Below are 23,996 nucleotides of genomic sequence, written 5' to 3' on the forward strand. Positions count from 1 at the left end.
CAGACACTATATGTTCCATATGTGTTCCGCAAGTAACTAAATTTCCGTAAACTAGAGGCGCAAAAATTATTTTGGAATGGCGGAGAGACGGAAATTCAGAATTGTTCGAGAATTTGGTCAGCTAAGGCATTGTTTTTTCTCGCGACCGCTATAGAGCATAATTGCGGTTCGAGAAAGATATGAAGCGGACCGGAATATCGCCGACGGTGAATACGTTCACCGTGCGCTGCGTCGGTTTGGTGACGCTGCTCGGGCCTTGCTGAACCTTCCGGGACAATCCCACTTAATTGCCGCGCATTCTCAGAACCTGACTCGAAAAGGTATCAATGATATCCGTATCTTGCCAAGCGTCGTGTCAGGACGCGGGTGCGGGCGACAGTGATCCATGCTTCGGCTGAAGCGAGGGACTTTTCCCAATCCTTCGCCAAGCGTCGGCATCTGCCAAGCCATGCGAAGGTGCGCTCCACGACCCAGCGACGCGGCAGAACCTCGAAGCCTTTTGCCCTGTCGGTCCGCTTGACGATCTGGAGAGTGAACTTTGCGATCTTTTGCAGTGCGCCCTTCAGCTTCGGTCCGGCATAACCACCGTCGGCGAAGGTATGTCTCAGCCAAGGGCAGCGCTTGAGAACGGTTTTGAGGACGGCAGGTGCACCATCGCGATCCTGAATATCGGCGCTGTGAACCACCAGGCCGACCATCAGTCCAAGCGTGTCGACGACGATATGGCGCTTGCGTCCCTTAATCTTCTTGCCCGCGTCATAGCCCGAAATGCCGCCGCTTTCCGTGGTTTTTACGCTTTGACTGTCGATCACGCCCGCAGACGGCGAGGCTTCCCGGCCTTCCAATTCACGCGCCTCCATCACAAGATGATGGTTGATTCGACCCCATAACCCTGTCGCTCGCCATTCATAGAAATAGGACTGCACAGTTGTAAAAGGCGGAAAATCCCTGGGCATCATCCGCCATTGGCAGCCCGTCGTGGCGATGTAAAGCAACGCATTCACGACCTCGCGAAGATCGGTGCTGCGCGGCCTGCCCAGCCGCCTCGGTTCAGGCAGGCAAGGCGAGATCAACCCCCATTCCCGGTCCGTCAGATCGCTTGCATACCGCATTGCGCGTCGGGCATATTGCCGACGGGTGAAATCAGTCCAGCCCATTGTGGTCTCCGTTCGTCCTAAGCAAACAAACAGAATCACAACTGGCTGATTTCACTCAACTCTTTTTCGGTCAGGCTCTCAGAGAGGAAGCTTTTCAGGCAAAAGTGACGTGAAAGAAATCGCGGAGAACCACCGAGACCTTTTTTGGATCCTCCCAGTGCGGGTTATGTCCAAATCCTTCCATCAGGACCGACTGTGCTTTCGAGAGCGCATCTTCAAGCGCCAACCGGTGACCCTCATCGAACAGCACATCGTCGCTACCACCGATGCAAAGTACGGGCATTCTGACCTGTGCCGCGGCCTTCGTCAGATCGAGTGTGGAAAAGCAGACCAGAATGCCATGCCAGATCGCTGCCGACATAGCTGCTGCCTCATGGCTGATGGGGGCGAGGAAACATGGATCGACCGGATGCGGACAGGCGTGCCAGAGATCGAAGAATGGATCGCCGGGATCGATCGGATCGCAAAGCCCAAGGATTCCTTCCGTGACCGGATCGCGCTGCGGAAAGGCCGGGCGCACCGTGCCGGAAATCGTGACCAGCGCGGCAACAAGGTCGGGCAGCCGGGCAGCAAGATCGATACCGATCATGGCTCCCATCGAATGGCCAATGACCGCGAAGCGCTCAACAGAGAGAGCCGCCATCAGCGCAACGATGTCATCGGTGAAATCCGCGACGGTCATGCCTGCCCCGACCACGGAGCCTCCATGGCCGGGCAAATCCGGGATGACAAGTCGGTAGCCGCAAAGCCACGGCTCCAATAGCGAAAAGCTACGGCTGGAATCCGAGTAACCGTGCAGCAGCAGAAGCGTCGGCCCCGAGCCACCGGTATCGATATATGCGAGCGACCGCCCGTCGGCAAGGCGCAGCATGCGCTTGCGGGCCGTCCAGCCGTCTTGATCGACGATGCTCATCAAAACGGGCTCACAGCGCCAGCTTGGCTTTCACAGCCCCAAGCCCCGGTTTGCCATCGAGGGTCGTCACGCCATCCAGCCAGGCATCGAGACGTCGCGGTTCGCTCACGATGGCTTTCAGGCCAGCCTCCTCCGGAGCCAGACCATCCGCCATTAGATAACCCATGCCTCTGTTTTCGAAATCGACGTCGAAAGTCAAGTTTTGCAGCAGTTTCGCGACGTTAGGGCACTCCTGAAGGTAACCCCTGCGTACCTGCGTCGAGACCGTGGCTGCGCCGAAATCCGGTCCGTAGAACTTGTCCCCACCGGTCAGGTATCGGATATCCAGCGCGGTATTCATCGGATGCGGCGCCCAGCCCTGAAAGACTATGAAGGCCTTGTTCTTTACGTGGCGCTGGACCTCGGCGAGCATGCCCTGTTCGCTGGATTCGACAACGTCCCAGCCGGAAAGACCGAGCGTCTGATCCTTGACCGCGTCCAGCATCAACTGGTTCGAGCCGGGCTCGATGCCGTAGAGCTTCTTTTCGAACCGATCGGGGAATTTCTGCAGGTCGGCGAAATCTTTGACACCGGCGTCCCAGACATAGGTCGGGACGGCAAAGGTGTATTTCGCGCCCTTCAGATTAGTCACGACGTTCTCAACTGAGCCGTCCTCCTTGTAGGGCTTATAGTAGGCGACCATGGCAGGGTCCCAATAGCCAAGAAAGACGTCGAGATCCTTGTTTTTCAAGCTGAGATAGATGACGTCGATGCCGAGCAGCGAGCTTCGCGGCTCGTATCCCAGGGCCTTCAAAAGAGTGAGGCCGACACCGGTGGTGAAGGCGAGATCGTTCCAGCCGGGCTCTGCCATGCGGATCACCTTGCAGCTTTCCGGATCGGCGGCGAAAGCCGGCATGGCGACGGAACAGAGGAGTATGGAAAGAACGCCTGTCTTCAGATGCTGAATCACTGCATGTCCTCTTTATTGACCAGAAGGTTATTTAATTGCCCAGTCGGTCAATAATTGATCTTTGCGGAAGAGTTGTCAATGATGGAGACAAGATGAACGGGCACGAGCATGAAACTGACTAAAATCAGCGCGATCCGGCGCAAGGAGCTACGACAGGCGGCCTTCGAGGTGCTGCAGCAGGAAGGCATGGCAGGCGCGACGTTGGAAAAGGTGGCCGCCCATGCGGGTGCATCCAAAGGCATCGTGCTGCACTATTTTCGCAGCAAGCAGGAGCTCTTCGAGCATGCGATGCGCGAGGCGAATCTTTCACTCAGCGAGGCGGTGAACGCCCGGTTGAAACAGGCGACGACGCCTTGCGAGCGACTGGAGGCGATCATCGAAGGCAATTTCGAGGAGCGTTTCTTCCGACCTTCCATCTGCCACGCCTGGCTTTCGCTTTGCGCCGAGGTTCCGCGCGAGCCGCAGCTCGCCCGCATCCAGAAGGTCATCCATGCCCGCATGCGTTCCAACCTGATGTCGGCGCTGGTCCATCTTCTGCCACGTGCTGAATGCGAGGCCGTGGCGCTGGCGATCACAGCGCTGATCGATGGGCTCTGGCTGCGGGCCGGCTTACAATCGGAAGGCCTGACCCGAGATATAGCCCTGAGCCAAATGCGCGAATATTTGAAATATCGCATCCCACGCTGAATATCGGCGCAGCGCGCCAGGTGAGGCAAGCGCCCAGGAGTGGCTATGCAAATCTCCTTGGTGTGAATGTGAAGCATGGCCTACAAGAGCATCGGCTGCTGCGTTACAGGATCAAATCTTGCATTCGTTGCGTCCGCCCGACTTGGCTTGGTAGAGGGTCAAGTCGGCCCCTTGTAACAAGTTTTCGACTTGAACGTTCGCGCAGAGTGCCTCGCAAAGTTTGGCGATGATACACCTTCGCGGTCGAGCATATTCCGTTCGTGAAGGATATGAAGCGGACCGGAATATCGCTGAGACGCCGAATGCGTTCACCGTCCGCTGCGTCGGTTTGTGACACTGGTCGGCCCTCGCTGAACCTCCGGGACTTGCCTTAAAGGCCGCGGTGTCACACATCTCTGCCGTGTCAGGGAGGGATATCATGAACACGCATTCCACCAAACCGCACCCGCTGGATCATGTCGTGCTGCCGGTCGTCGACATCGATCTGGCGCGCGAAAGGCTCGGCAAGCTCGGCTTCACCGTTGCCGCCGATGCGCGCCATCCCTTCGGAACGGAGAATGCCTGTGTCTTCTTTGCCGACAAGACCTATCTGGAGCCGCTCGGGATTGCGAGCGTCGAGGAGAGCGAGGCATCGGCGCGACGAGGCAATGTCTTCACCGCTCGCAACCGGGCCTTCCGCTTCCGTTGCGGCCCGGAGGGGCTTTCGGCGGTGGCCTTCGGCAGCAAGGATGCCGACATCGATCATCAGGAATTCGTGGGTAACGGGTCGAGCGCCGGGGAGATGCTGCAGTTCACCCGGCCGATGACGATGCCGGACGGCTCCGAGACGATTGCCGGCTTCAAGCTTGCTTTTGCCGGCGACCTGCGCGCGCCTGATCTCTTGCTCTTCACCGTCGAGCGTATCAATCCGCTGCCGGCCGACCGCGCCGCGCTGGAGACGCATGCCAATGGCGTGACCGGCATAGTCGAGATCGCGCTTTGCGCGCCGGAACCGGCGGCATTCGCTGCCTTCGTCAGCCTTGCCGCGGCGCAATCGGCAGTCGAGAAAACCGGTTTCGGCGTCAATATCGCGGCGTCGAATGCGAAAATCAGCCTGATGACGCCGGAAGGGCTGGAGGCCTATTTCGACATCGCCGGCTCATCCGCAGATCGCGGCCTGCGCGGTCGGGCAATCCTCTTCGCTGTTGCCGATCTTGCCGTGACAGAAGCGCATTTGGCTGCTAACGGGGTGACATACACGCGCAAGAACAATCGTATTCTGGTGAAGCCCGCGCCCGGGCAGGGCACGCTCTTCGCCTTCGAGGAAACAGGATGAGCACCGATACGAATTCCGAAGTCAGGGTTGGCGAAGGCCAAGGCCAGGTCACCTTTTCCAATACCGGCCGCCTGTCGCTGATTGCCGGTCCCTGCCAGATGGAGAGCCGCGATCACGCCTTCATGGTTGCCGGCATGCTGAAGGAGCTTTGCGGAAAGCTCGGTATCGGCCTTGTGTACAAGAGTTCCTTCGACAAAGCGAACCGGACCTCGCTCTCGGCCGAACGCGGTATCGGGATCGAAAAGGGCATGGAGGTCTTTGCCGACCTCAAGAAGGAATTCGGTTTTCCCGTCCTGACCGACGTTCATACCGCCGAGCAATGCGCGGAGGTGGCAAAAATCGTCGACGTCCTGCAGATCCCGGCCTTCCTTTGCCGCCAGACCGACCTTCTTATTGCCGCGGCCAAGACCGGCCGCGTCGTCAACGTCAAGAAGGGCCAGTTCCTCGCTCCCTGGGATATGAAGAACGTCCTGAAGAAGCTCAATGCCAGCGGCAATCCGAATGTGCTGCTGTGCGAGCGCGGCGCCTCTTTCGGTTACAACACGCTGGTTTCCGACATGCGTTCGCTGCCGATCATGGCGGCGATGGGCGCGCCCGTTATCTTCGATGCGACCCATTCCGTGGCGCAGCCGGGCGGGCAGGGCGAATCCTCCGGCGGTCAGCGGGAATTCGTGGAAACGCTGGCGCGCGCCGCAGTGGCTGCCGGTATTGCCGGTGTCTTCGTCGAAACCCATCAGGACCCCGATAACGCACCTTCCGACGGCCCCAACATGGTCTATCTCAAGGATATGCCGCGGCTGCTTGAAAAGCTGCTTGCCTTCGATGCGGTCGCCAAGGCTTGACGTTCAACAGCCTGACATGATCGTGCTATAGGCGAGATCCGAACACGGTCCGAAGGCTGGAAATTGCAGCATTGTAATTTGCACGCCTTCGACTAAGACAGGTTTCGAACCGACTTATCACCCACCGAGCAGGAAGAACCCATGACTGCAATCACCGATATCATCGCCCGCGAGATTCTCGATAGCCGTGGCAACCCCACCGTCGAAGTCGATGTCTATCTCGAAGATGGCAGCATGGGCCGTGCGGCCGTTCCCTCGGGTGCCTCGACGGGCGCGCATGAGGCGGTCGAACTGCGAGACGGCGGCAAGCGCTACCTCGGCAAGGGCGTCGAGAAGGCAGTCGAAGCCGCCAACACCGAGATCTTCGACGCGATCGGCGGCATCGACGCCGAAAACCAGATTCAGATCGACAACATCATGATCGAGCTGGACGGCACGCCGAACAAGTCGCGCCTCGGCGCCAACGCCATCCTCGGCGTGTCGCTCGCCGTCGCCAAGGCTGCCGCTCAGGCGTCCGGTCTGCCGCTCTACCGTTATGTCGGCGGCGCTTCCGCCAGCCTGCTGCCGGTGCCGATGATGAACATCATCAACGGCGGCGCCCATGCCGACAATCCGATTGATTTCCAGGAGTTCATGATCCTGCCGGTCGGCGCCGATTCGATCGCCGAAGCCGTGCGCATGGGTTCGGAAGTCTTCCATACGCTGCGCAAGGAACTTGCTAGCCAGGGCCACAACACCAATGTCGGCGACGAAGGCGGTTTCGCACCGGGCCTGAAGAGCGCGCCTGAAGCTCTCGACTTCATCATGAAGTCGATCGAGAAAGCCGGCTACAAGCCGGGCGACGACATGTGCCTCGGCCTCGACTGCGCCTCGACCGAATTCTTCAAGGACGGCAAATACGTACTCGAAGGTGAAGGCCGCACGCTGGAATCCGGCGCTATGGCCGAATACCTGGCCGAGCTCGCCGCCAACTATCCGATCATCTCGATCGAGGACGGCATGGCCGAAGACGACTGGGATGGCTGGAAGACGCTGACCGACCTGGCCGGCAAGAAGACCCAGCTCGTCGGCGACGATCTCTTCGTCACCAACTCCGCCCGTCTTCGCGACGGTATCCGCATGGGCGTCGCCAACTCGATCCTGGTCAAGGTCAACCAGATCGGCACGCTGACGGAGACGCTCGATGCCGTCAACACGGCGCACAAGGCGGCCTATACCGCCGTCATGTCCCACCGCTCCGGCGAGACCGAAGATTCGACCATCGCCGATCTCGCGGTCGCCACCAACTGCGGTCAGATCAAGACCGGCTCGCTGTCGCGCTCCGACCGTCTTGCCAAGTACAATCAGCTGATCCGTATCGAAGAGGGCCTCGGCCCCCAGGCCCAGTATGCCGGCCGGTCGATCATTCGCGGCTGATCGGATCTGATTTTCAACAGCTTGACCCGCGCCTTCCCGGCGCGGGTTTTTTGTTGCCCGTTTTTTAGAGTCAACGAACGGTTAATCTCTGCGCGCTAGATTGAATGAATTGGTAATGCGTTCAAGAGCATGCGTGTATGTGGACAAAGCATCATAAGAAGAGAAAGATCGGTCGCTTCGTCATTCCGGCCATGACGGTCGCCTTCCTCTCCTATTTCGGTTATCATTGCATTCATGGCGATTACGGCCTGCGCGCGACGGAGACGTTTGAGCGTCAGCGTGTCGCCCGTGAAAAAGAGCTTGCGGTCTTGAAGGCGAAGCGCGAACATCTGGAAAATCAGGTAGCGCTTTTGAGTGACGGCTCGCTCGACAAGGATATGTTGGACGAAAAAGCGCGTTATCAGCTCAATATGTCGCGCGCCGACGAGATCGTCGTATTCAACCACTATTCCAATTAACCGGAAACAGGTTAATTGGTAATTTTCATTGTTTTTCCAATAATTTAGCACCGAATACGAGCCATGCAATTATGGCATTGCTGTGCTCATATTTCTTCCCTATGGTACGCGCCACCAAGAAACGACAAACCCATAGGGAGGGTTGAATGGCGCCGCGAAAGACCGCGACCGTTTCCAGCCGCAAAACTGCAGCAAAACCGGCAGCCAAAGCATCGAATGGCGGCCCGGTAGCCGACTTCGATCGCAATGAAGAGCTGAAGGCCTATCGCGAGATGCTGTTGATCCGCCGCTTCGAGGAGAAGGCCGGTCAGCTTTACGGCATGGGCTTCATCGGCGGCTTTTGTCACCTCTACATCGGTCAGGAAGCTGTCGTCGTCGGCATGCAGATGGCGCAGAAGGATGGCGACCAGGTCATTACCGCCTATCGCGACCACGGCCATATGCTGGCGACCGGCATGGAAGCGCGCGGCGTCATGGCGGAACTGACCGGGCGTCGCAGCGGCTATTCCCACGGCAAGGGTGGTTCGATGCACATGTTCTCGAAAGAGAAGCATTTCTACGGCGGTCACGGCATCGTCGGCGCCCAGGTCTCGCTCGGAACGGGTCTTGCCTTCGCAAACCGCTACCGCGGCAACGACAATGTCTCCATCGCCTATTTCGGCGATGGCGCTGCCAACCAGGGCCAGGTCTACGAGAGCTTCAACATGGCTGCTCTCTGGAAGCTGCCGATCGTCTATATCGTCGAGAACAACCGTTACGCCATGGGCACCTCGACTGCCCGCGCCACCGCGCAGTCGAACTATTCGCTTCGCGGATCCGGCTTCGGCATCCCCGGCATTCAGGTCGACGGCATGGACGTCCGCGCCGTCAAGGCGGCGGCCGACGAGGCGCTCGAACATTGCCGTTCCGGCAAGGGCCCGATCATTCTCGAAATGCTGACCTATCGTTATCGCGGTCACTCCATGTCCGACCCGGCGAAGTATCGCTCCAAGGACGAGGTGCAGAAGATGCGCTCCGAGCATGATCCGATCGAACAGGTCAAGGCTCGCCTCGTCGAAAAGGGCTGGGCTTCCGAAGACGATCTGAAGGCGATCGACAAGGATGTCCGCGACATCGTCGCCGACAGCGCCGACTTCGCCCAGGCCGATCCGGAGCCGGATGTATCCGAGCTCTATACCGACATTCTGCTCTAATCGGGGAGGGAACCCATGCCTATCGATATCCTCATGCCCGCCCTCTCCCCGACCATGGAAGAAGGCACACTGTCCAAATGGCTGAAGCAGGAAGGTGACAAGGTCACCTCAGGCGACGTGATCGCCGAAATCGAAACCGACAAGGCGACGATGGAAGTCGAAGCCGTCGACGAAGGCGTCATCGGCAAGCTTCTGGTTCCTGCCGGAACCGAAGGCGTCAAGGTGAACGCCAAGATCGCCGTTCTCCTGCAGGACGGTGAATCCGCATCCGACATGACTGCGTCTGCTGCGGCAGCAGCTCCTGCTGCTGCACCGCAGGCCGCGCAGGAGGAAAAGCCGGCTGCCGCAACTCCGGCATTAGCACCCGTTCCGGCCGAGCCGAAGGCCCAGGTGCAGAACGATCCGGAAATCCCTGCCGGCACCGAAATGGTGTCGACGACCGTGCGCGAAGCGCTGCGCGACGCGATGGCCGAGGAAATGCGCGCCGACGAAAACGTCTTCGTCATGGGCGAAGAAGTCGCCGAATACCAGGGCGCCTACAAGGTCACGCAAGGCCTGTTGCAGGAGTTCGGCCCCCGCCGCGTCGTCGATACGCCGATCACCGAGCATGGCTTTGCCGGCGTCGGCGTCGGTGCAGCCATGGCCGGCCTTCGGCCGATCGTCGAGTTCATGACCTTCAACTTCGCCATGCAGGCGATCGACCAGATCATCAACTCCGCCGCCAAGACGCTTTATATGTCCGGCGGCCAGATGGGCGCTCCGATCGTCTTCCGCGGCCCGAACGGTGCAGCCGCTCGCGTCGGCGCCCAGCACAGCCAGGATTATGCTGCCTGGTATAGCGCCATCCCCGGCCTGAAGGTTGTCATGCCCTATACGGCATCCGACGCCAAGGGCCTGCTGAAGGCTGCGATCCGCGATCCGAACCCGGTCATCTTCCTCGAAAATGAAATTCTCTACGGCCAACACTTCGACGTGCCGAAGCTCGATAATTTCGTGCTGCCGATCGGCAAGGCCCGCATCCATCGCCCGGGCAAGGACGTCACGGTCGTCTCCTTCGGCATCGGCATGAGCTATGCCACCAAGGCTGTCGCCGAACTCGAGAAGATCGGCATCGACGTCGAACTGATCGACCTTCGCACAATCCGCCCGATGGACCTGCCGACCGTGATCGAATCGGTGAAGAAGACCGGGCGTCTCGTCACTGTCGAGGAAGGTTATCCGCAGTCCTCCGTCGGCACCGAAATCGCCACCCGCGTCATGCAGCAGGCCTTCGACTATCTCGATGCGCCGATCCTGACGATCGCAGGCAAGGACGTTCCGATGCCTTACGCCGCCAATCTCGAAAAACTCGCCCTTCCGAACGTCGGCGAAGTGGTCGATGCGGTGAAGGCTGTTTGCTACAAATAAGGGGAGGGTGTTTCGATGCCGATCAATATCACGATGCCCGCCCTCTCTCCGACCATGGAGGAAGGCAATCTTTCCAAATGGCTGGTCAAGGAAGGCGACAAGGTCAAGTCTGGCGATGTGATCGCCGAGATCGAAACCGACAAGGCGACGATGGAAGTCGAAGCCGTCGATGAAGGCACGGTCGCCAAGCTCGTCGTTGCCGCCGGCACCGAAGGCGTCAAGGTCAATGCGCTGATCGCGGTTCTCGCCGCCGATGGCGAGGATGTCTCTGGTGCCGCAAGCAGTGCGGGTTCCGCCGCACCGGCACCGAAGGCTGACGGTGCAGTCGCGCCGAAGGCCGAGGCTGCACCGGCTCCGGCCCAGCCTACTCCGGCTGGGGCACCTGTAACCTCCGCCGCACCCGCCTCGGTTTCATCTGATGGCAACCGCACCTTCTCTTCGCCGCTCGCCCGCAGGCTGGCCAAGGAAGCCGGTATCGACCTTTCGGCAGTCGCGGGCTCCGGCCCGCACGGCCGCGTCGTCAAGAGCGACATCGAAGCCGCCGTTGCCGGCGGTGGCGCCAAGGCTGCTGCTGCGCCTGTATCCGCGGCCGCCGCGCCGGCTCCGGCCGCCGCTGCACCGAAGGGCGCGTCCGAAGAGGCCGTGCTCAAGCTCTTCGAACCTGGCTCCTACGAGCTCGTGCCGCATGACGGCATGCGCAAGACGATCGCCAGGCGCCTGGTCGAATCCAAGCAGACGATCCCGCATTTCTACGTCAGCCTCGATTGCGAGCTCGATGCGTTGCTGGCGCTGCGCGCCCAGCTGAACGATGCGGCTCCGCGCAAGGACAACGCTCCGGCCTACAAGCTCTCGGTCAACGACATGGTCATCAAGGCCATGGCGCTGGCGCTGCGCGACGTTCCGGATGCCAATGTCTCCTGGACCGACAGCAACATGGTCAAGCACAAGCACGCCGATGTCGGCGTCGCCGTCTCGATCCCCGGCGGCCTGATCACCCCGATCATCCGCAAGGCCGAGGAAAAGACCCTGTCGACGATCTCCAACGAGATGCGCGATCTCGGCAAGCGGGCCAAGGACCGCAAGCTGAAGCCCGAGGAATATCAGGGCGGCACCAGCTCGGTCTCGAACATGGGCATGATGGGCGTGAAGAACTTCGCAGCCGTCGTCAACCCGCCGCATGCGACGATCCTCGCGGTCGGCGCTGGGGAACAGCGGGTTGTCGTCAAGAAGGGCGAAATGGCGATTGCCACCGTGATGTCGGTCACGCTCTCGACCGACCATCGCTGCGTCGATGGCGCGCTCGGCGCTGAACTGCTCCAGGCCTTCAAGAGCTACATCGAGAACCCGATGGGCATGCTTGTCTGATAGCGGCACGAGGCGGAAATGACCAAGACCGTTCTTTGCTATGGTGACTCGCTGACCTGGGGTTATGACGCCGAGACGATCGGCCGTCATGATTACAAGAATCGCTGGCCGAGCGTGCTTCAGGCAGCGCTCGGCGGTGACGCGCGTATCATCGCCGAAGGCTTGAACGGTCGCACAACCGCTTTCGACGACCATCTCGCCGATTGCGACCGCAACGGTGCGCGCATCCTGCCGACGATCTTGCAGACGCATGCGCCGCTCGACCTCGTCATCCTTCTGCTCGGCACCAATGACATGAAGCCGGTCGTGGCAGGCTCGGCCTTTGCCGCATGCCAGGGCATCAGCCGGCTCGTGCGGCTGATCCGCAATCATGCCTGGCCCTTCGAATTCGATGGGCCGGAGATTCTGATCGTGGCGCCGCCGGCGATCCGCGCGACGGGCAATGTGCCCTTCGCCGCGTCGTTTCCCGGCGGCATCGAGGAATCGGCAAAACTTGCAACGCTTTATCGTGATCTTGCCGACGAACTCGGTTGCGGCTTCTTCGACGGCAATTCCGTCGCCAAGACCACACCGATCGATGGCATTCACCTCGATGCGGAGAATACGCGTGCGCTTGGACGCGGCTTGGAATCGATCGTGCGGATGATGCTGGGGATCTGAGCATGACCTCCTTCATCGCCCTCCGGCAGGCCTCACGGCGGGATGCCTCGGAGCTGGCGATTCTGGCGGATATCGCATCGCGCGGTTTTGCCTCCTGGCTTTGGTTCGCCGGTGTGGAAAACGGCGTGAGCGACACGCCGCTGGAGCTGGGCCGGCTGAAGATGGGCGAGGAGGAAGCTGTCGGCGGCTGGCGGGATGCCGTCATTGCCGAGGCCTATGGCGAGGTCGCGGGTGTGGCGATCGGCCATGCGCTGAATGAGGGGATAGGTGATATCGAGGCCACCATTCCGGCGACCGCACCGGTGCTCGCCTTGCAGAAGACGGTGGTCGGAGGCTGGTTCATCGGCAGTCTCGGCGTCTATCGCCATCTGCGTGGCATCGGCATCGGACGCAGGCTGCTGGACGATCAGATCGAAAGGGCCGATCGCCGACCGGTCAGTCTCATTACCGCAAGTGATAACGAAGCGGCTTTGTCGCTTTATGGAAGAAACGGATTCCTGGAGGCTGCGCGCGCCGATGCCGTGCCGCTCTTCGAAAACAGCAAGACACATGCGTGGGTGCTCATGACCCGCAGCGCAGCGTAACAAAGGCAGGAAACACATGGCTGAATCCTACGACGTCATCATCATCGGCTCGGGTCCCGGCGGCTATGTCGCTGCCATCCGCGCCAGCCAGCTCGGCCTCAAGACCGCGATCGTCGAGCGCGAGCATATGGGCGGCATCTGCCTGAACTGGGGCTGCATACCCACAAAGGCGCTGCTGCGCTCGGCCGAGGTGCTCGACCACGCCAATCACTTCAAGGATTACGGCATCGTTCTCGAAGGCACGGTCAAGCCGGATGCCAAGGCCGTCGTCGGCCGCTCGCGCGCCGTTTCCGCCCGTCTGAATGCCGGCGTCGGCTTCCTGATGAAGAAGAACAAGATCGACATCATCTGGGGCGAAGCGAAGATCACCAAGGCTTCGGCTGGAGCTCAGCCCGGTGAGGTCGTCGTCGGCAAGTCGTCGAAGCCCGTCGTCGAGCCGCAGCATCCGCTGCCGAAGAATGTCAAGAGCGGCGAGGGCACCTATACCGCCAAGCATATCATCATCGCCACCGGCGCCCGTCCGCGCGCGCTGCCCGGCATCGAGCCGGATGGCAAGCTGATCTGGACCTATTTCGAGGCACTGAAGCCGGATGTTCTGCCGAAGTCGCTGATCGTCATGGGCTCGGGCGCGATCGGCATCGAATTCGCCAGCTTCTATCGCTCGATGGGCGTTGACGTGACGGTCGTCGAAGTCATGCCGACCATCATGCCGGTCGAGGATGCCGAGATCACGGCGATCGCCCGCAAGCAGCTTGAAAAGCGCGGCCTCAAGATCTTCACCAGCGCCAAGGTCACCAAGGTCGACAAGGCCACGAACAGCGTCACCGCTCACGTCGAGACGGCCGATGGCAAGGTGCAGCAGATCACCGCCGACCGGCTGATTTCGGCCATCGGCGTTCAGGGCAATATCGAAAACCTCGGCCTCGAGGCGCTCGGCGTCAAAACCGACCGCGGCTGCGTCGTCATCGACGGCTACGGCAAGACCAATGTCGCGGGCATCTATGCGATCGGCGATGTCGCCGGCCCGCCGATGCTGGCGCACAAGGCAGAACATGAGGGCGTCGTCTGCGTCGAAAAGATCGCCGGCCTGCCGAATGTCCATCCGACAGACAAGGGCAAGGTCCCGGGCTGCACCTATTGCAATCCGCAGGTCGCCTCCGTCGGCATCACCGAAGCCAAAGCCAAGGAGCAGGGCCGCGACATCCGCGTCGGCCGCTTCTCCTTCGCGGCGAACGGCAAGGCGATCGCACTCGGCGAAGACCAGGGCATGGTGAAGGTGATCTTTGACAAGAAGACCGGCGAGCTGCTCGGCGCCCATATGGTCGGCGCCGAAGTCACCGAACTCATCCAGGGCTTCGTCGTCGCGATGAATCTCGAAACGACCGAGGAAGAGCTGATGCACACGATCTTCCCGCATCCGACTGTGTCCGAAACGATGAAGGAAGCGGTGCTCGATGCCTACGGCCGCGTCCTGAACGCTTGATACTTTCCAATGCCGCCCTCTATGTCCGGAGTGGAAAGCCACTCCGCGGGGTGGAAAAAACGAAAGGAAATCATCATGTCTATGGAGACGCAGGCGTTGCTGGTGTTCTTGCTGATCGGCCTGGTTGCAGGCTTCCTTGCAAGCCTGGTCGTCGGTGGCGGCGGGCTGATAAGATGCCTGCTGAGCGGCATCATCGGCGCCTTCGTCGGCGGCTATCTGTTCAGCACGCTCGGCATTTCGCTGGGCATTGAAAACGCGCTGGTGGTGCAGATCATCCACGCCACCGTCGGCGCCATCATCGTGGTTCTGATCGCGAGAGCGGTCGCTTGAGGCGTAACTGAGGGCCAACTTGAGGGTAGGGGAAGGCATGGAAAGCGTCGGCTGGATTTCGGCAATCATCATCGGCGGGCTTGCGGGCTGGCTCGCCGGCAAGCTGATGGAAGCGCGATACGGGATTTTCCTGAATATCGTGCTCGGCATTGTCGGCTCGGTCGTCGCAAGCGCCATCCTCGCGCAGTTTCATCTCGAGGTGGTCGGCGGGCGGCTCGGCTATTTCGTGACGGGTTTCCTCGGCGCCTGCTTGTTGATATTCCTTGCGCGGCTAGTGCGGCGCTAGATCCGAATGAGATTTGCCGCATAGGGGCGGTAGAAAGCTGAAACTGCAATGGTGACCATCCTCGATACGATCAATCCCGACGCCAAGCGCGTGCGGCATCCGGAGAAGGCGCATCGGCCGGACACGGAAGTCATGCGCAAGCCGGACTGGATTCGCGTCAAGGCGCCGACCTCCAAGGGTTATGCCGAGACGCGCGCGATCGTGAAGGAGCACAAGCTCGTCACCGTCTGCGAGGAGGCCGGCTGCCCGAATATCGGCGAGTGCTGGGACAAGAAGCACGCGACCTTCATGATCATGGGCGAGATCTGTACCCGCGCCTGCGCCTTCTGCAATGTCGCCACCGGCAAGCCGAACGCGCTCGACATGGCCGAGCCCGAGAACGTCGCCAAGGCGGTCAAGGAGATGGGCCTATCCCACGTCGTCATCACCTCGGTCGACCGTGACGACCTGGAGGACGGCGGCGCCGAACACTTCGAAAAGGTGATCTGGGCAATCCGTGCGGCCTCACCGATGACGACGATCGAGATCCTGACGCCCGATTTCCTGAAGAAGCCGGGGGCGCTGGAACGCGTCGTCGCCGCCAAGCCCGACGTCTTCAACCACAATATGGAAACGGTGCCCGGCAACTATCTGACCGTTCGCCCCGGCGCCCGCTACTTCCATTCCGTCCGCCTGCTACAGCGGGTGAAGGAACTGGATCCGACGATGTTCACCAAATCGGGCATCATGGTCGGTCTCGGCGAAGAGCGAAACGAAGTCCTCCAGCTGATGGACGATCTGCGCACAGCCGATGTCGACTTCCTGACCATCGGCCAGTATCTGCAGCCGACCCGCAAGCATCACAAGGTCGAAAGCTTCGTCACCCCCGACGAGTTCAAGTCCTACGAGACAGTCGCCTACAGCAAGGGCTTCCTGATGGTCGCCTCCAGCCCCCTGACCCGCTCCTCCCACCATGCCGGTGACGACTTCGCCCGGTTGCGGGCGGCGCGCGAGAAGAAGCTGCTGATCGCCGCCGAGTAAGATCCGGCCTTGCTTTTTGATCGAACCGCGGCGATTTTCGCCGCGGTTCAGTTTGTTGACAAACCTCGATCTTTACTCGACGTCATCCTCGGCCTTGTGCCGAGGATCTGCTGCGCCGGTTGCAGATGCTCGGGACAAGCCCGAGCATGACGAAAGAGGAATGGCCGATTTTATCAGCAGTCCGCGCCGCGGGGATTTTCGGAGCGGTTTTTCATGGGAGATGCGGCCATGCCCGTCGACGGAGCAATGCTCCGGCATGCCAAACGCATTCTGGTGATTGGCTGCCCCGGTGGTGGAAAGAGCGTGCTTGCACGGGCGCTGTCGACCTCGCTCGATCTTCCCTATATCTCGATGGATCGCGATTTCTATTGGCTTCCCGGCTGGAGGAAGCGAGATCGCAGCGACATCGATCGGCTGATATTGGAGGTCGTGGCGCAGGAGAGGTGGATCATGGATGGAACTGGCCTCGGCTCGTTTCGTCTGCGTCTTCCGAGGGCGGATCTGGTGACCTGGCTCAGGCTTCCAAAAACGGTCTGCCTGTTGGGAGCGATCTCGCGCGCGATTCGGTATTTCGGTCGTAGCCGCCCTGAAATGCCCGAAGGCTGCCCGGAGCGGCTGACGTCCGACATGGTCGGCTATATCTGGAATTTCGAAAGGCGTGCCGCCCCGAAGATCGAGGCCGCATTGCATGAGTTCGGCCTTGCAAATTCCACCATCGTCATAAGATCGCGCAAAGCAGCTAGCCGGTTCGCCGATCTTCGCGCTTGAGAGCATGCCGGCGATGCGCACGGGTTGCAGGGAGTTGCCTGATGGATCAGAGAGTAGACTTGCCGCCGCGTCAGCAGATCACCGATCTTAAACAGGCGGCAAAGCATATCCGTACAGCCCGCCGCATCCTCGTCATTGGTTGGATTATGGACGGCACGAACCCGTCCTCCTTGGACATTCGGTTGCCGCGCACCGATTTCGTCGTCTGGGTCCGCATGCCACGGCTTGTTTGCATCTGGGGCGCAATCAGCCGGTGGGCGAAATGGATCGGCCGCACTCGCCCGGAAATGGCGCCGGGCTGTATCGAGAAGATCGATTGGGAGTTCCTCCGCTTCATCTGGACCTTCGAGGAAAAATTCGCGCCGCGACTCGTCGCGGGCATCGCCGCACATGGCCCCGAAGTACCGGTTCTTCAGTTAGAGCCTTTCCTGGCCAGATTGCAGCATTCTGTTGGCTCAAACGGGGTCGGATGGTCAACCGGCCGGCGCGCGTCGTAGCCAAGCTCTACGGCCAAGCCGGCCGGTCGATCAGCCGGCCCGTTTCAGCCAACCCTCCCGCAGATTTGCCTGGCAAATCTGCAAGACTTTAGAATCGCCGGACGCACCTCTTGCTTCGCATGGCGAAGCAGTGCGGCCAGTGGGCCGGGCATCTTTGCGCCAGGATCAAAGGCGATCGGCTCGGACGTACCAAGGGGTATGCCCTTCGCCAATCGCCTCTGCCCTGACGAAAACCTGCTCCGGCAGAATGCTTCAATCTAACCAGGAAAGGCTCTAAAAATCCCGCCGCCAGATGCGCGAGCTTCTTGATCTTCTCGGCCGGCCCGATTAATTGCCGCTTATGCCGCAATTCGAAACGCACCGTCCCGTCCCGCACACGCCCGAGCAGATGTTCGATCTCGTCGCCCATGTCGAGCGCTATCCGGAATTCCTGCCGCTCTGCGAAGCGCTCGCCATCAGGAGCCGCAAGGAGCGCGACGGCAAGATCCTGCTCGTCGCCGACATGACGGTCGGCTACAAGGCGATCCGCGAGACCTTCACGACGCAGGTGCTGCTGAACCGGGCCGAACACGTCATCGAGGTCAAATATATCGATGGTCCCTTCAAATATCTCGACAATCGCTGGCACTTTGCCGAGACGCCATCTGGCGGCTGCACCGTAAACTTCTTCATCGACTACGAGTTCAAGAGCCGCATCCTGGGCGCGTTGATGGGCTCGATGTTCGACCGCGCCTTCCGCATGTTCACCGAAGCCTTCGAGACCAGGGCAAACAGGATCTACACGCCGGCTCGATAAGCGAACCCTCTTCAGGCCGCATGGAGCGAGCGCACCATTTCCAGCGCCGTCCTGATCGTTGCCAGTCGAACCTCGCTGCGGCCGATATCGCCATAGAGCATTTTCCGATGGATGAGCGCGCCGGCGCGCGATTTGGCGGCGAGATGCACGAGGCCGACCGGCTTTTCCGCCGATCCGCCGCCGGGACCGGCGATGCCGGTGACGGCAACGGCGATGTCGGCGCGTGAGCGGAAGAGGGCGCCATGCACCATCTGCCGCGCCGTTTCTTCGGAGACTGCCCCAAAGTGCAGCAGCGTTTCCGCCTGCACGCCGAGCATCTCCATCTTTGCGCTATTCGTATAGGTGACGAAGCCGCGGTCGACGACGGCCGACGAACCCGAAATCTCCGTCAGCGCCCCGGCGATCAGTCCGCCGGTGCAGGATTCGGCGGTCGAGATCATCAGCCCCGCAGCCGTGAAGTCACGGATGATCGCCTCCGCCACTGAAAGGATATCGTCGGGAAAAAGGCTCATTATTTCCTCCCGCGATAGACGACGGTCGCCGTGGCGATCGCCGCGATGCCTTCACGCCGGCCGACGAAGCCGATCGTCTCATTGGTCGTCGCCTTGACCGAGCAACGCTCGATATCGATGCCGAGATAATCCGACAGTTTCGCCCGCATGGCGTCGCGATGCGGGCCGACCTTCGGCGCCTCGGCGATCAGCGAGACGTCGGCATTCATGATCGTGCCGCCGCGCTCGCGCACGATCCGGGCGGCATGTTCGATGAAGATCCGCGATGCCGCTCCCTTCCATTGCGGGTCGGATGGTGGGAAATGATCGCCGATATCGCCGGCGCCGCAGGTGGCGAGCAGCGCGTCCGTCAGCGCATGCAGCGCAACGTCTGCATCGGAGTGACCTTTCAGCTTCTGGTCATGCGGAATGAACACACCGCAGAGTGTCACGCCATCGCCGGCGACGAGCTGGTGCACATCGTAGCCGTTGCCGGTGCGCACGTCTGGAAGCAGCGAAGTCGACAGCTTGTCGTCGGCCATGGCGATATCGTTCTTGACTGTCAGCTTGACGTTGTCGGCCATGCCCTCGACGATCGTCACCGGAATGCCCAGCCATTCGGCGATCGAAGCGTCGTCGGTAAAGTCGCTTCGTCCGCTCGCCGCCGCCTTTTCATGCGCCTCGAGGATCGTTTCGAAGGCGAAGGATTGCGGCGTCTGCGCAGCGTAAAGATGCTCGCGTGAAACCGTTGTCAGCACGGTTCCCGCGCTGTCGGCGCGTTTCAGCGTATCGGTGACCGGGATCGCCGGCAGCACTGCCTGTGCGCCGGCTTCAAGGCTCTCGGCGATGCGATCCAGAAGCACATGATCGAAGAACGGCCGCACGGCATCATGGATCAGCACATGGCTGATTTGCTTGTCCTTGAGGTATCTGAGGCCCGCAAGCACGGATTGCTGCCTGGTCGCACCCCCATGCACCGTTTCGATCGGCGTTGCCGAGATGATGTGGCGGAAGGCTCTCGCAAACAGCGCTTCGTCATCAGGATGAATGACGACGACGATCTCAGTTGCCGCTTCCCATGTCATGAAGTTTTCAAGCGTATGCACGATAACCGGCTTGCCGCCGATCATGCGATACTGCTTGGGGCCTTCCTTGGATGATCCTGCGCGCTCGCCGCGGCCGGCGGCAACGATGACAATTCCAGCCGATATCGGTTGCTTAGAAGGCATTTGCAGCATAAATCCCCTAAATTATGCGGAATTGACCCGAGTGCTCTAACGTCTTGCTTTGGCCTTTTCCAGCATCTGCCCGAAAAATATCAATTCCGGTCCCAGCCCCCTTGGCAAGTCAGGGAATAGTGGCTAAAAATAATGCAGTTCTATTGTGTGCCCGAAAGATAATCATTTGATTTCCAAGGACCTCGCAGCGCCTTTCCAAATCGGACCCGTGTCCGTGCGGAACCGCGTTGTACTGGCGCCGATGTCCGGCGTCACCGATATGCCCTTCCGCGAGCTTGCCTGGCGCTTCGGCGCCGGCCTCGTCGTCACCGAGATGGTGGCGAGCCGCGAACTGGTCAACGATACGGCCGAATCCTGGTCGCGGCTCAGCGCTGCGGGCTTCAGGCCGCATATGGTGCAGCTTGCCGGGCGCGAGGCGCACTGGATGGCGGAGGCCGCCAAGATCGCCGCCGATCACGGCGCCGATATCATCGACATCAACATGGGTTGCCCGGCAAAGAAAGTGATCGGCGGTTATTCCGGCTCGGCGCTGATGCGCGACCCCGATCACGCGCTCGGCCTCATCGAGGCGACGGTCAAAGCCGTCGACATTCCGGTGACGCTGAAGATGCGCCTCGGTTGGGATGAGAATTCGATCAACGCGCCTGATATCGCCCGCCGCGCCGAGGCCGCCGGCATCCAGCTGGTGACCATTCATGGGCGCACCCGCATGCAATTCTATGAAGGCCGCGCCGATTGGGATGCGATCCGCGCCGTCCGCGAAGCGGTCGCCATTCCGTTGGTCGCCAACGGCGATGTCGAAACCGCAGCTGACGCGCAGGAGATATTGCGCCGCTCCGGCGCCGATGCCGTGATGATCGGCAGGGGCTGCCAGGGCAGGCCGTGGCATGCCGGCGTCATAGCAGGTGCGCCCGCACCGCAATCCCCGGAGATCGCCGAGATCGCCGTCGAGCATTACCGGATGATGCTGGATTTCTACGGCGAAGCGGTGGCGATCCGCCACGCCCGCAAGCACCTTGGCTGGTATCTCCAGCGTTTCGCCCCGGCTCTGTCAGGCGCTGAAAAGGCGGAGATCATGACCTCGCGCGATCCGCGCGAGGTGGCCGCGCGCCTTTACGATGCGCTGGCTGTGAATATCGTCGACAGCCGGGAGGCGGCATGACGAAGGATATGACATCTCCGTCCGATCATGCCGGCGGGACCGTCGCCATGGCCGTGCTGAACGCTATCCAGAACCCCGTCGTCATGGTCGACGAATCCGGCTTCGTCGTTTTCGCCAATTGGGAGGCGGAGGCCTTCTTCGGCGCCAGCGCCTCGCATCTGGCGCGTTACCGCATCTCGACCTTCATTCCCTTCGGCAGCCCGCTGCTTGCCCTGATCGACCAGGTGCGCGAGCGCAAGGCGCCGGTCAACGAATATCGCGTCGACCTGAGTTCGCCCCGCCTTGGCCAGGACAAGCTCGTCGATCTCTACGTCGCCCCGGTGCTCAGCGAGCCCGGCGCCGTCGTCATCGTTTTTCAGGAACGCTCGATGGCCGACAAGATCGACCGGCAGCTGACGCATCGCGCCGCCGCCCGCTCGGTGACCGGCCTTGCCTCGATGCTGGCGCATGAGATCAAGAATCCGCTCTCGGGCATACGGGGTGCTGCCCAGCTGCTCGAACAGTCCGCGGTCGATGAGGACCGTGCGCTGACCCGGCTGATCTGCGACGAGACCGATCGCATCGTCTCGCTGGTCGATCGTATGGAAGTCTTTTCCGACGAACGCCCTGTCGACCGCATGCCGGTCAATATCCATTCGGTGCTCGATCATGTGAAGGCCGTCGCCAAGGCGGGTTTTGCCCGCAACATCCGCGTCACCGAGAGTTACGATCCGTCGCTGCCGGCCGTCTATGCCAATCGCGACCAGCTCGTCCAGGTCTTCCTCAATCTGGTGAAGAACGCCGCCGAAGCGGTCGGCGATCGGCCGGACGGCGAAATCATGCTGACCACGGCCTATCGCCCGGGCATCCGTCTTTCGGTCGCCGGCACGCGCGAAAAGATCTCGCTGCCGCTGGAATTCTGCGTCCACGACAACGGCCCCGGCGTTCCCCTCGATCTGTTGCCGCATCTCTTCGATCCCTTCATCACCACCAAGCCGAACGGCAGTGGCCTCGGCCTGGCGCTGGTCGCCAAGATCATCGGCGATCACGGCGGCATCATCGAATGCGACAGCCAGAACAGCCGCACGACATTCCGCGTTCTCATGCCGGCGTCGAAGGACGCCTCGCTTGAAGACGCCTCTATAGCAAGCTCGACAGGACCTTCTCGATGACAGCCACGATCCTCGTTGCAGATGATGATGCGGCCATCCGGACCGTGCTCAACCAGGCTTTGAGCCGCGCCGGTTATGACGTCCGCATCACCTCCAACGCCGCTACCCTCTGGCGCTGGATTTCGGCAGGCGAGGGCGATCTGGTCGTCACCGATGTGGTGATGCCCGACGAGAACGCCTTCGATCTGCTGCCGCGCATCAAGAAGGCGCGGCCCGACCTGCCGGTCCTCGTCATGAGCGCCCAGAACACCTTCATGACCGCCATCAAGGCCTCGGAGAAAGGCGCTTACGATTATCTGCCGAAGCCCTTCGACCTCACCGAGCTGATCGGCATCATCGGCCGAGCGCTGGCCGAGCCGAAGCGCAAGCCCGCCAAGCTCGAAGACGACATGCAGGACGGCATGCCGCTCGTCGGCCGGTCGGCGGCGATGCAGGAAATCTACCGCGTGCTCGCCCGGCTGATGCAGACGGACCTGACACTGATGATCACCGGCGAATCCGGCACCGGCAAGGAACTCGTCGCCCGCGCGCTGCATGATTACGGCAAGCGCCGCAACGGCCCGTTCGTCGCAATCAACATGGCGGCGATCCCGCGCGACCTGATCGAATCCGAACTCTTTGGCCATGAGAAGGGTGCCTTCACCGGCGCGCAGACCCGCTCGACCGGCCGCTTCGAGCAGGCCGAAGGCGGCACGCTCTTCCTCGACGAGATCGGCGACATGCCGATGGACGCCCAGACGCGGCTCTTACGCGTCCTGCAGCAGGGCGAATACACCACCGTCGGCGGCCGCACGCCGATCCGCACCGACGTGCGCATCGTTGCCGCCACCAACAAGGACCTGAAGCAGGCGATCAACCAGGGCCTCTTCCGCGAAGATCTCTATTACCGCCTCAATGTCGTGCCGCTGCGCCTGCCGCCGCTGCGCGATCGCGCCGAGGACATTCCCGATCTGGTGCGCCATTTCATCCAGCAGGCCGAAAAGGAAGGTCTTGGCTCCAAGCGTTTCGATCAGGAAGCGCTCGAACTGATGAAGGCCTATGCCTGGCCGGGCAACGTCCGCGAGCTGGAAAACCTCATCCGCCGCCTGATGGCGCTCTATCCGCAGGATGTGATCACCCGCGAGATCATCGACGCGGAACTGCGTTCCGACGTGCCCGACAGCCCGATCGACAAGGGGCCGATGCGCAGCGGTTCGATGACGATCGCGCAAGCCGTCGAAGAGAACATGCGCAGCTATTTCGCAGGCTTCGGCGACAATCTGCCGCCGCCCGGCCTCTATGACCGCGTGCTGACCGAAATGGAATATCCGCTGATCCTCGCCGCCCTGACGGCGACACGCGGCAACCAGATCAAGGCGGCCGATCTTCTCGGTCTCAACCGCAACACCTTGCGCAAGAAGATCAGGGAACTTGGCGTCTCGGTCTACAGGAGTTCCCGCACCGCCTGAGCGTTCTTCCAGGGGCGCGATAAAAAGAAGGCGGTAGGCCCTCATGTTGCCCACCGCCCACTCCTCCTGGCGTCCGCCGCCACGGTCGGGAGGAGAGATGAGCCTATCTGAGCCAGGCCACGGTTTATATCCAAGCAGACAAACAAAGATGCGGTGTCATTCGACAGTCACATAAGCATTTGTGAGGAGTGTTTTGTCGAGAGGCGAATGTCATTGAAGTTGCTGCGATCATCGTCGCCGTGCCTGTGGATAAGCTGTGGATATCCGGTGGATGACACGATCAATCAGCGGGCGATAACGTCGCCGATGCCAATTGCATGTTGCCTATCCGTTCCGAATCTCATCATTCTGCCGTTGCTGCTGTCGACCTCCGCCGCAAA

25 protein-coding genes are annotated in these 23,996 nt (G+C 61.0%); 20 read left to right on the top strand and 5 right to left on the bottom strand.

Annotation, left to right across the window (positions count from 1 at the left end; all coding sequences use genetic code 11):
• Positions 1-323: 323 nt before the first annotated feature.
• The 3 genes from HFO99_RS30480 to choX form a co-directional block, all read right to left on the bottom strand.
• Positions 324-1,157 carry an IS5 family transposase gene (locus HFO99_RS30480; protein WP_222365434.1) on the bottom strand — a complete coding sequence of 278 codons (834 nt, stop codon included), beginning with the start codon at positions 1,155-1,157 and terminating at the stop codon, positions 324-326.
• A 94-nt stretch (positions 1,158-1,251) separates the two neighbouring features.
• On the bottom strand, positions 1,252-2,070 hold the full coding sequence (locus HFO99_RS30485; RefSeq protein WP_261323399.1) for an alpha/beta fold hydrolase: 819 nt from the start codon (positions 2,068-2,070) through the stop codon (positions 1,252-1,254).
• 10 nt (positions 2,071-2,080) lie between these two features.
• A complete protein-coding gene (choX, locus tag HFO99_RS30490) occupies positions 2,081-2,965 on the bottom strand; it encodes a choline ABC transporter substrate-binding protein (protein WP_222253018.1) in 885 nt (294 codons plus the stop codon).
• 162 nt (positions 2,966-3,127) lie between these two features.
• On the opposite strand from choX, the gene betI reads away from it, so the two are divergent.
• The 17 genes from betI to HFO99_RS30575 all read left to right on the top strand — a co-directional run bounded on the left by betI (position 3,128) and on the right by HFO99_RS30575 (position 18,126).
• Positions 3,128-3,706 carry a choline-responsive transcriptional repressor BetI gene (gene betI / locus HFO99_RS30495; RefSeq protein ID WP_222252985.1) on the top strand — a complete coding sequence of 193 codons (579 nt, stop codon included), beginning with the start codon at positions 3,128-3,130 and terminating at the stop codon, positions 3,704-3,706.
• A 418-nt stretch (positions 3,707-4,124) separates the two neighbouring features.
• Positions 4,125-5,021 carry a VOC family protein gene (locus tag HFO99_RS30500; RefSeq protein ID WP_222308283.1) on the top strand — a complete coding sequence of 299 codons (897 nt, stop codon included), beginning with the start codon at positions 4,125-4,127 and terminating at the stop codon, positions 5,019-5,021.
• Positions 5,018-5,863 carry a 3-deoxy-8-phosphooctulonate synthase gene (gene kdsA / locus HFO99_RS30505; protein WP_222365436.1) on the top strand — a complete coding sequence of 282 codons (846 nt, stop codon included), beginning with the start codon at positions 5,018-5,020 and terminating at the stop codon, positions 5,861-5,863. The genes HFO99_RS30500 and kdsA overlap by 4 nt, the downstream gene beginning before the upstream one ends.
• Before the next feature lie 141 nt (positions 5,864-6,004).
• Positions 6,005-7,279 carry a phosphopyruvate hydratase gene (gene eno / locus HFO99_RS30510; RefSeq protein ID WP_163876657.1) on the top strand — a complete coding sequence of 425 codons (1,275 nt, stop codon included), beginning with the start codon at positions 6,005-6,007 and terminating at the stop codon, positions 7,277-7,279.
• Between the two features lie 137 nt (positions 7,280-7,416).
• On the top strand, positions 7,417-7,737 hold the full coding sequence (locus HFO99_RS30515) for an FtsB family cell division protein (protein WP_017988232.1): 321 nt from the start codon (positions 7,417-7,419) through the stop codon (positions 7,735-7,737).
• A 146-nt stretch (positions 7,738-7,883) separates the two neighbouring features.
• Positions 7,884-8,930: a pyruvate dehydrogenase (acetyl-transferring) E1 component subunit alpha gene (gene pdhA, locus HFO99_RS30520; RefSeq protein ID WP_062943634.1), complete on the top strand. Its 1,047-nt coding sequence runs from the start codon at positions 7,884-7,886 to the stop codon at positions 8,928-8,930.
• A 15-nt stretch (positions 8,931-8,945) separates the two neighbouring features.
• Positions 8,946-10,337 carry a pyruvate dehydrogenase complex E1 component subunit beta gene (locus HFO99_RS30525; protein ID WP_222365438.1) on the top strand — a complete coding sequence of 464 codons (1,392 nt, stop codon included), beginning with the start codon at positions 8,946-8,948 and terminating at the stop codon, positions 10,335-10,337.
• Positions 10,338-10,352: 15 nt separating this feature from the next.
• Complete coding sequence (locus tag HFO99_RS30530) at positions 10,353-11,702, top strand: pyruvate dehydrogenase complex dihydrolipoamide acetyltransferase (protein ID WP_222365440.1); 1,350 nt, start codon at positions 10,353-10,355, stop codon at positions 11,700-11,702.
• Positions 11,703-11,720: 18 nt separating this feature from the next.
• Positions 11,721-12,362, top strand: coding sequence for an SGNH/GDSL hydrolase family protein (locus HFO99_RS30535; RefSeq protein ID WP_003539320.1), 642 nt, complete (start codon positions 11,721-11,723; stop codon positions 12,360-12,362).
• A 2-nt stretch (positions 12,363-12,364) separates the two neighbouring features.
• Entirely contained in the window at positions 12,365-12,946 is a 582-nt protein-coding gene (locus HFO99_RS30540; protein ID WP_222365442.1) for a GNAT family N-acetyltransferase, read from the top strand.
• Positions 12,947-12,962: 16 nt separating this feature from the next.
• On the top strand, positions 12,963-14,429 hold the full coding sequence (gene lpdA / locus HFO99_RS30545; protein WP_222365444.1) for a dihydrolipoyl dehydrogenase: 1,467 nt from the start codon (positions 12,963-12,965) through the stop codon (positions 14,427-14,429).
• 75 nt (positions 14,430-14,504) lie between these two features.
• Positions 14,505-14,759 (top strand): GlsB/YeaQ/YmgE family stress response membrane protein, encoded by a 255-nt coding sequence (locus tag HFO99_RS30550; RefSeq protein ID WP_017960300.1) that lies wholly within the window; start codon positions 14,505-14,507, stop codon positions 14,757-14,759.
• Positions 14,760-14,796: 37 nt separating this feature from the next.
• Positions 14,797-15,045, top strand: a complete 249-nt coding sequence (locus tag HFO99_RS30555) for a GlsB/YeaQ/YmgE family stress response membrane protein (RefSeq protein ID WP_003539331.1) — start codon at positions 14,797-14,799, stop codon at positions 15,043-15,045.
• A 48-nt stretch (positions 15,046-15,093) separates the two neighbouring features.
• Positions 15,094-16,065, top strand: coding sequence for a lipoyl synthase (lipA, locus tag HFO99_RS30560; RefSeq protein ID WP_012757334.1), 972 nt, complete (start codon positions 15,094-15,096; stop codon positions 16,063-16,065).
• A 228-nt stretch (positions 16,066-16,293) separates the two neighbouring features.
• Entirely contained in the window at positions 16,294-16,833 is a 540-nt protein-coding gene (locus HFO99_RS30565) for a FlaR DNA topology modulation protein (protein ID WP_222365446.1), read from the top strand.
• Positions 16,834-16,871: 38 nt separating this feature from the next.
• Positions 16,872-17,330, top strand: coding sequence for an AAA family ATPase (locus HFO99_RS30570; protein WP_261323410.1), 459 nt, complete (start codon positions 16,872-16,874; stop codon positions 17,328-17,330).
• Positions 17,331-17,670: 340 nt separating this feature from the next.
• Positions 17,671-18,126: a type II toxin-antitoxin system RatA family toxin gene (locus HFO99_RS30575; RefSeq protein ID WP_222365450.1), complete on the top strand. Its 456-nt coding sequence runs from the start codon at positions 17,671-17,673 to the stop codon at positions 18,124-18,126.
• 11 nt (positions 18,127-18,137) lie between these two features.
• On the opposite strand, the gene HFO99_RS30580 is transcribed toward HFO99_RS30575, so the two are convergent.
• Positions 18,138-18,638 (bottom strand): CinA family protein, encoded by a 501-nt coding sequence (locus HFO99_RS30580; protein ID WP_222365451.1) that lies wholly within the window; start codon positions 18,636-18,638, stop codon positions 18,138-18,140.
• A complete protein-coding gene (locus tag HFO99_RS30585; RefSeq protein ID WP_222365452.1) occupies positions 18,638-19,855 on the bottom strand; it encodes a bifunctional 2-C-methyl-D-erythritol 4-phosphate cytidylyltransferase/2-C-methyl-D-erythritol 2,4-cyclodiphosphate synthase in 1,218 nt (405 codons plus the stop codon). Before HFO99_RS30585 ends, HFO99_RS30580 begins: the two co-directional genes overlap by 1 nt.
• Before the next feature lie 145 nt (positions 19,856-20,000).
• On the opposite strand from HFO99_RS30585, the gene dusB reads away from it, so the two are divergent.
• The 3 genes from dusB to ntrC are packed head-to-tail and all read left to right on the top strand — an operon-like array spanning position 20,001 to position 23,616.
• Positions 20,001-21,017 (top strand): tRNA dihydrouridine synthase DusB, encoded by a 1,017-nt coding sequence (gene dusB, locus HFO99_RS30590; protein WP_222365453.1) that lies wholly within the window; start codon positions 20,001-20,003, stop codon positions 21,015-21,017.
• Positions 21,014-22,168, top strand: coding sequence for a two-component system sensor histidine kinase NtrB (locus tag HFO99_RS30595; RefSeq protein ID WP_222365454.1), 1,155 nt, complete (start codon positions 21,014-21,016; stop codon positions 22,166-22,168). The genes dusB and HFO99_RS30595 overlap by 4 nt, the downstream gene beginning before the upstream one ends.
• On the top strand, positions 22,165-23,616 hold the full coding sequence (ntrC, locus tag HFO99_RS30600) for a nitrogen regulation protein NR(I) (RefSeq protein WP_003539347.1): 1,452 nt from the start codon (positions 22,165-22,167) through the stop codon (positions 23,614-23,616). The genes HFO99_RS30595 and ntrC overlap by 4 nt, the downstream gene beginning before the upstream one ends.
• Positions 23,617-23,996: the final 380 nt, after the last annotated feature.

It is taken from the genome of Rhizobium leguminosarum (genome assembly GCF_019798305.1).
Taxonomy (GTDB): domain Bacteria; phylum Pseudomonadota; class Alphaproteobacteria; order Rhizobiales; family Rhizobiaceae; genus Rhizobium; species Rhizobium leguminosarum_U.

Coding starts and splice junctions, on each gene's coding strand:
- HFO99_RS30480 (WP_222365434.1), bottom strand. CDS start 1,157: ATGGGCTGGACTGATTTCACCCGTCGGCAATATGCCCGACGCGCAATG.
- HFO99_RS30485 (WP_261323399.1), bottom strand. CDS start 2,070: ATGAGCATCGTCGATCAAGACGGCTGGACGGCCCGCAAGCGCATGCTG.
- choX (WP_222253018.1), bottom strand. CDS start 2,965: ATGCCGGCTTTCGCCGCCGATCCGGAAAGCTGCAAGGTGATCCGCATG.
- betI (WP_222252985.1), top strand. CDS start 3,128: ATGAAACTGACTAAAATCAGCGCGATCCGGCGCAAGGAGCTACGACAG.
- HFO99_RS30500 (WP_222308283.1), top strand. CDS start 4,125: ATGAACACGCATTCCACCAAACCGCACCCGCTGGATCATGTCGTGCTG.
- kdsA (WP_222365436.1), top strand. CDS start 5,018: ATGAGCACCGATACGAATTCCGAAGTCAGGGTTGGCGAAGGCCAAGGC.
- eno (WP_163876657.1), top strand. CDS start 6,005: ATGACTGCAATCACCGATATCATCGCCCGCGAGATTCTCGATAGCCGT.
- HFO99_RS30515 (WP_017988232.1), top strand. CDS start 7,417: ATGTGGACAAAGCATCATAAGAAGAGAAAGATCGGTCGCTTCGTCATT.
- pdhA (WP_062943634.1), top strand. CDS start 7,884: ATGGCGCCGCGAAAGACCGCGACCGTTTCCAGCCGCAAAACTGCAGCA.
- HFO99_RS30525 (WP_222365438.1), top strand. CDS start 8,946: ATGCCTATCGATATCCTCATGCCCGCCCTCTCCCCGACCATGGAAGAA.
- HFO99_RS30530 (WP_222365440.1), top strand. CDS start 10,353: ATGCCGATCAATATCACGATGCCCGCCCTCTCTCCGACCATGGAGGAA.
- HFO99_RS30535 (WP_003539320.1), top strand. CDS start 11,721: ATGACCAAGACCGTTCTTTGCTATGGTGACTCGCTGACCTGGGGTTAT.
- HFO99_RS30540 (WP_222365442.1), top strand. CDS start 12,365: ATGACCTCCTTCATCGCCCTCCGGCAGGCCTCACGGCGGGATGCCTCG.
- lpdA (WP_222365444.1), top strand. CDS start 12,963: ATGGCTGAATCCTACGACGTCATCATCATCGGCTCGGGTCCCGGCGGC.
- HFO99_RS30550 (WP_017960300.1), top strand. CDS start 14,505: ATGTCTATGGAGACGCAGGCGTTGCTGGTGTTCTTGCTGATCGGCCTG.
- HFO99_RS30555 (WP_003539331.1), top strand. CDS start 14,797: ATGGAAAGCGTCGGCTGGATTTCGGCAATCATCATCGGCGGGCTTGCG.
- lipA (WP_012757334.1), top strand. CDS start 15,094: ATGGTGACCATCCTCGATACGATCAATCCCGACGCCAAGCGCGTGCGG.
- HFO99_RS30565 (WP_222365446.1), top strand. CDS start 16,294: ATGCCCGTCGACGGAGCAATGCTCCGGCATGCCAAACGCATTCTGGTG.
- HFO99_RS30575 (WP_222365450.1), top strand. CDS start 17,671: ATGCCGCAATTCGAAACGCACCGTCCCGTCCCGCACACGCCCGAGCAG.
- HFO99_RS30580 (WP_222365451.1), bottom strand. CDS start 18,638: ATGAGCCTTTTTCCCGACGATATCCTTTCAGTGGCGGAGGCGATCATC.
- HFO99_RS30585 (WP_222365452.1), bottom strand. CDS start 19,855: ATGCTGCAAATGCCTTCTAAGCAACCGATATCGGCTGGAATTGTCATC.
- HFO99_RS30595 (WP_222365454.1), top strand. CDS start 21,014: ATGACGAAGGATATGACATCTCCGTCCGATCATGCCGGCGGGACCGTC.
- ntrC (WP_003539347.1), top strand. CDS start 22,165: ATGACAGCCACGATCCTCGTTGCAGATGATGATGCGGCCATCCGGACC.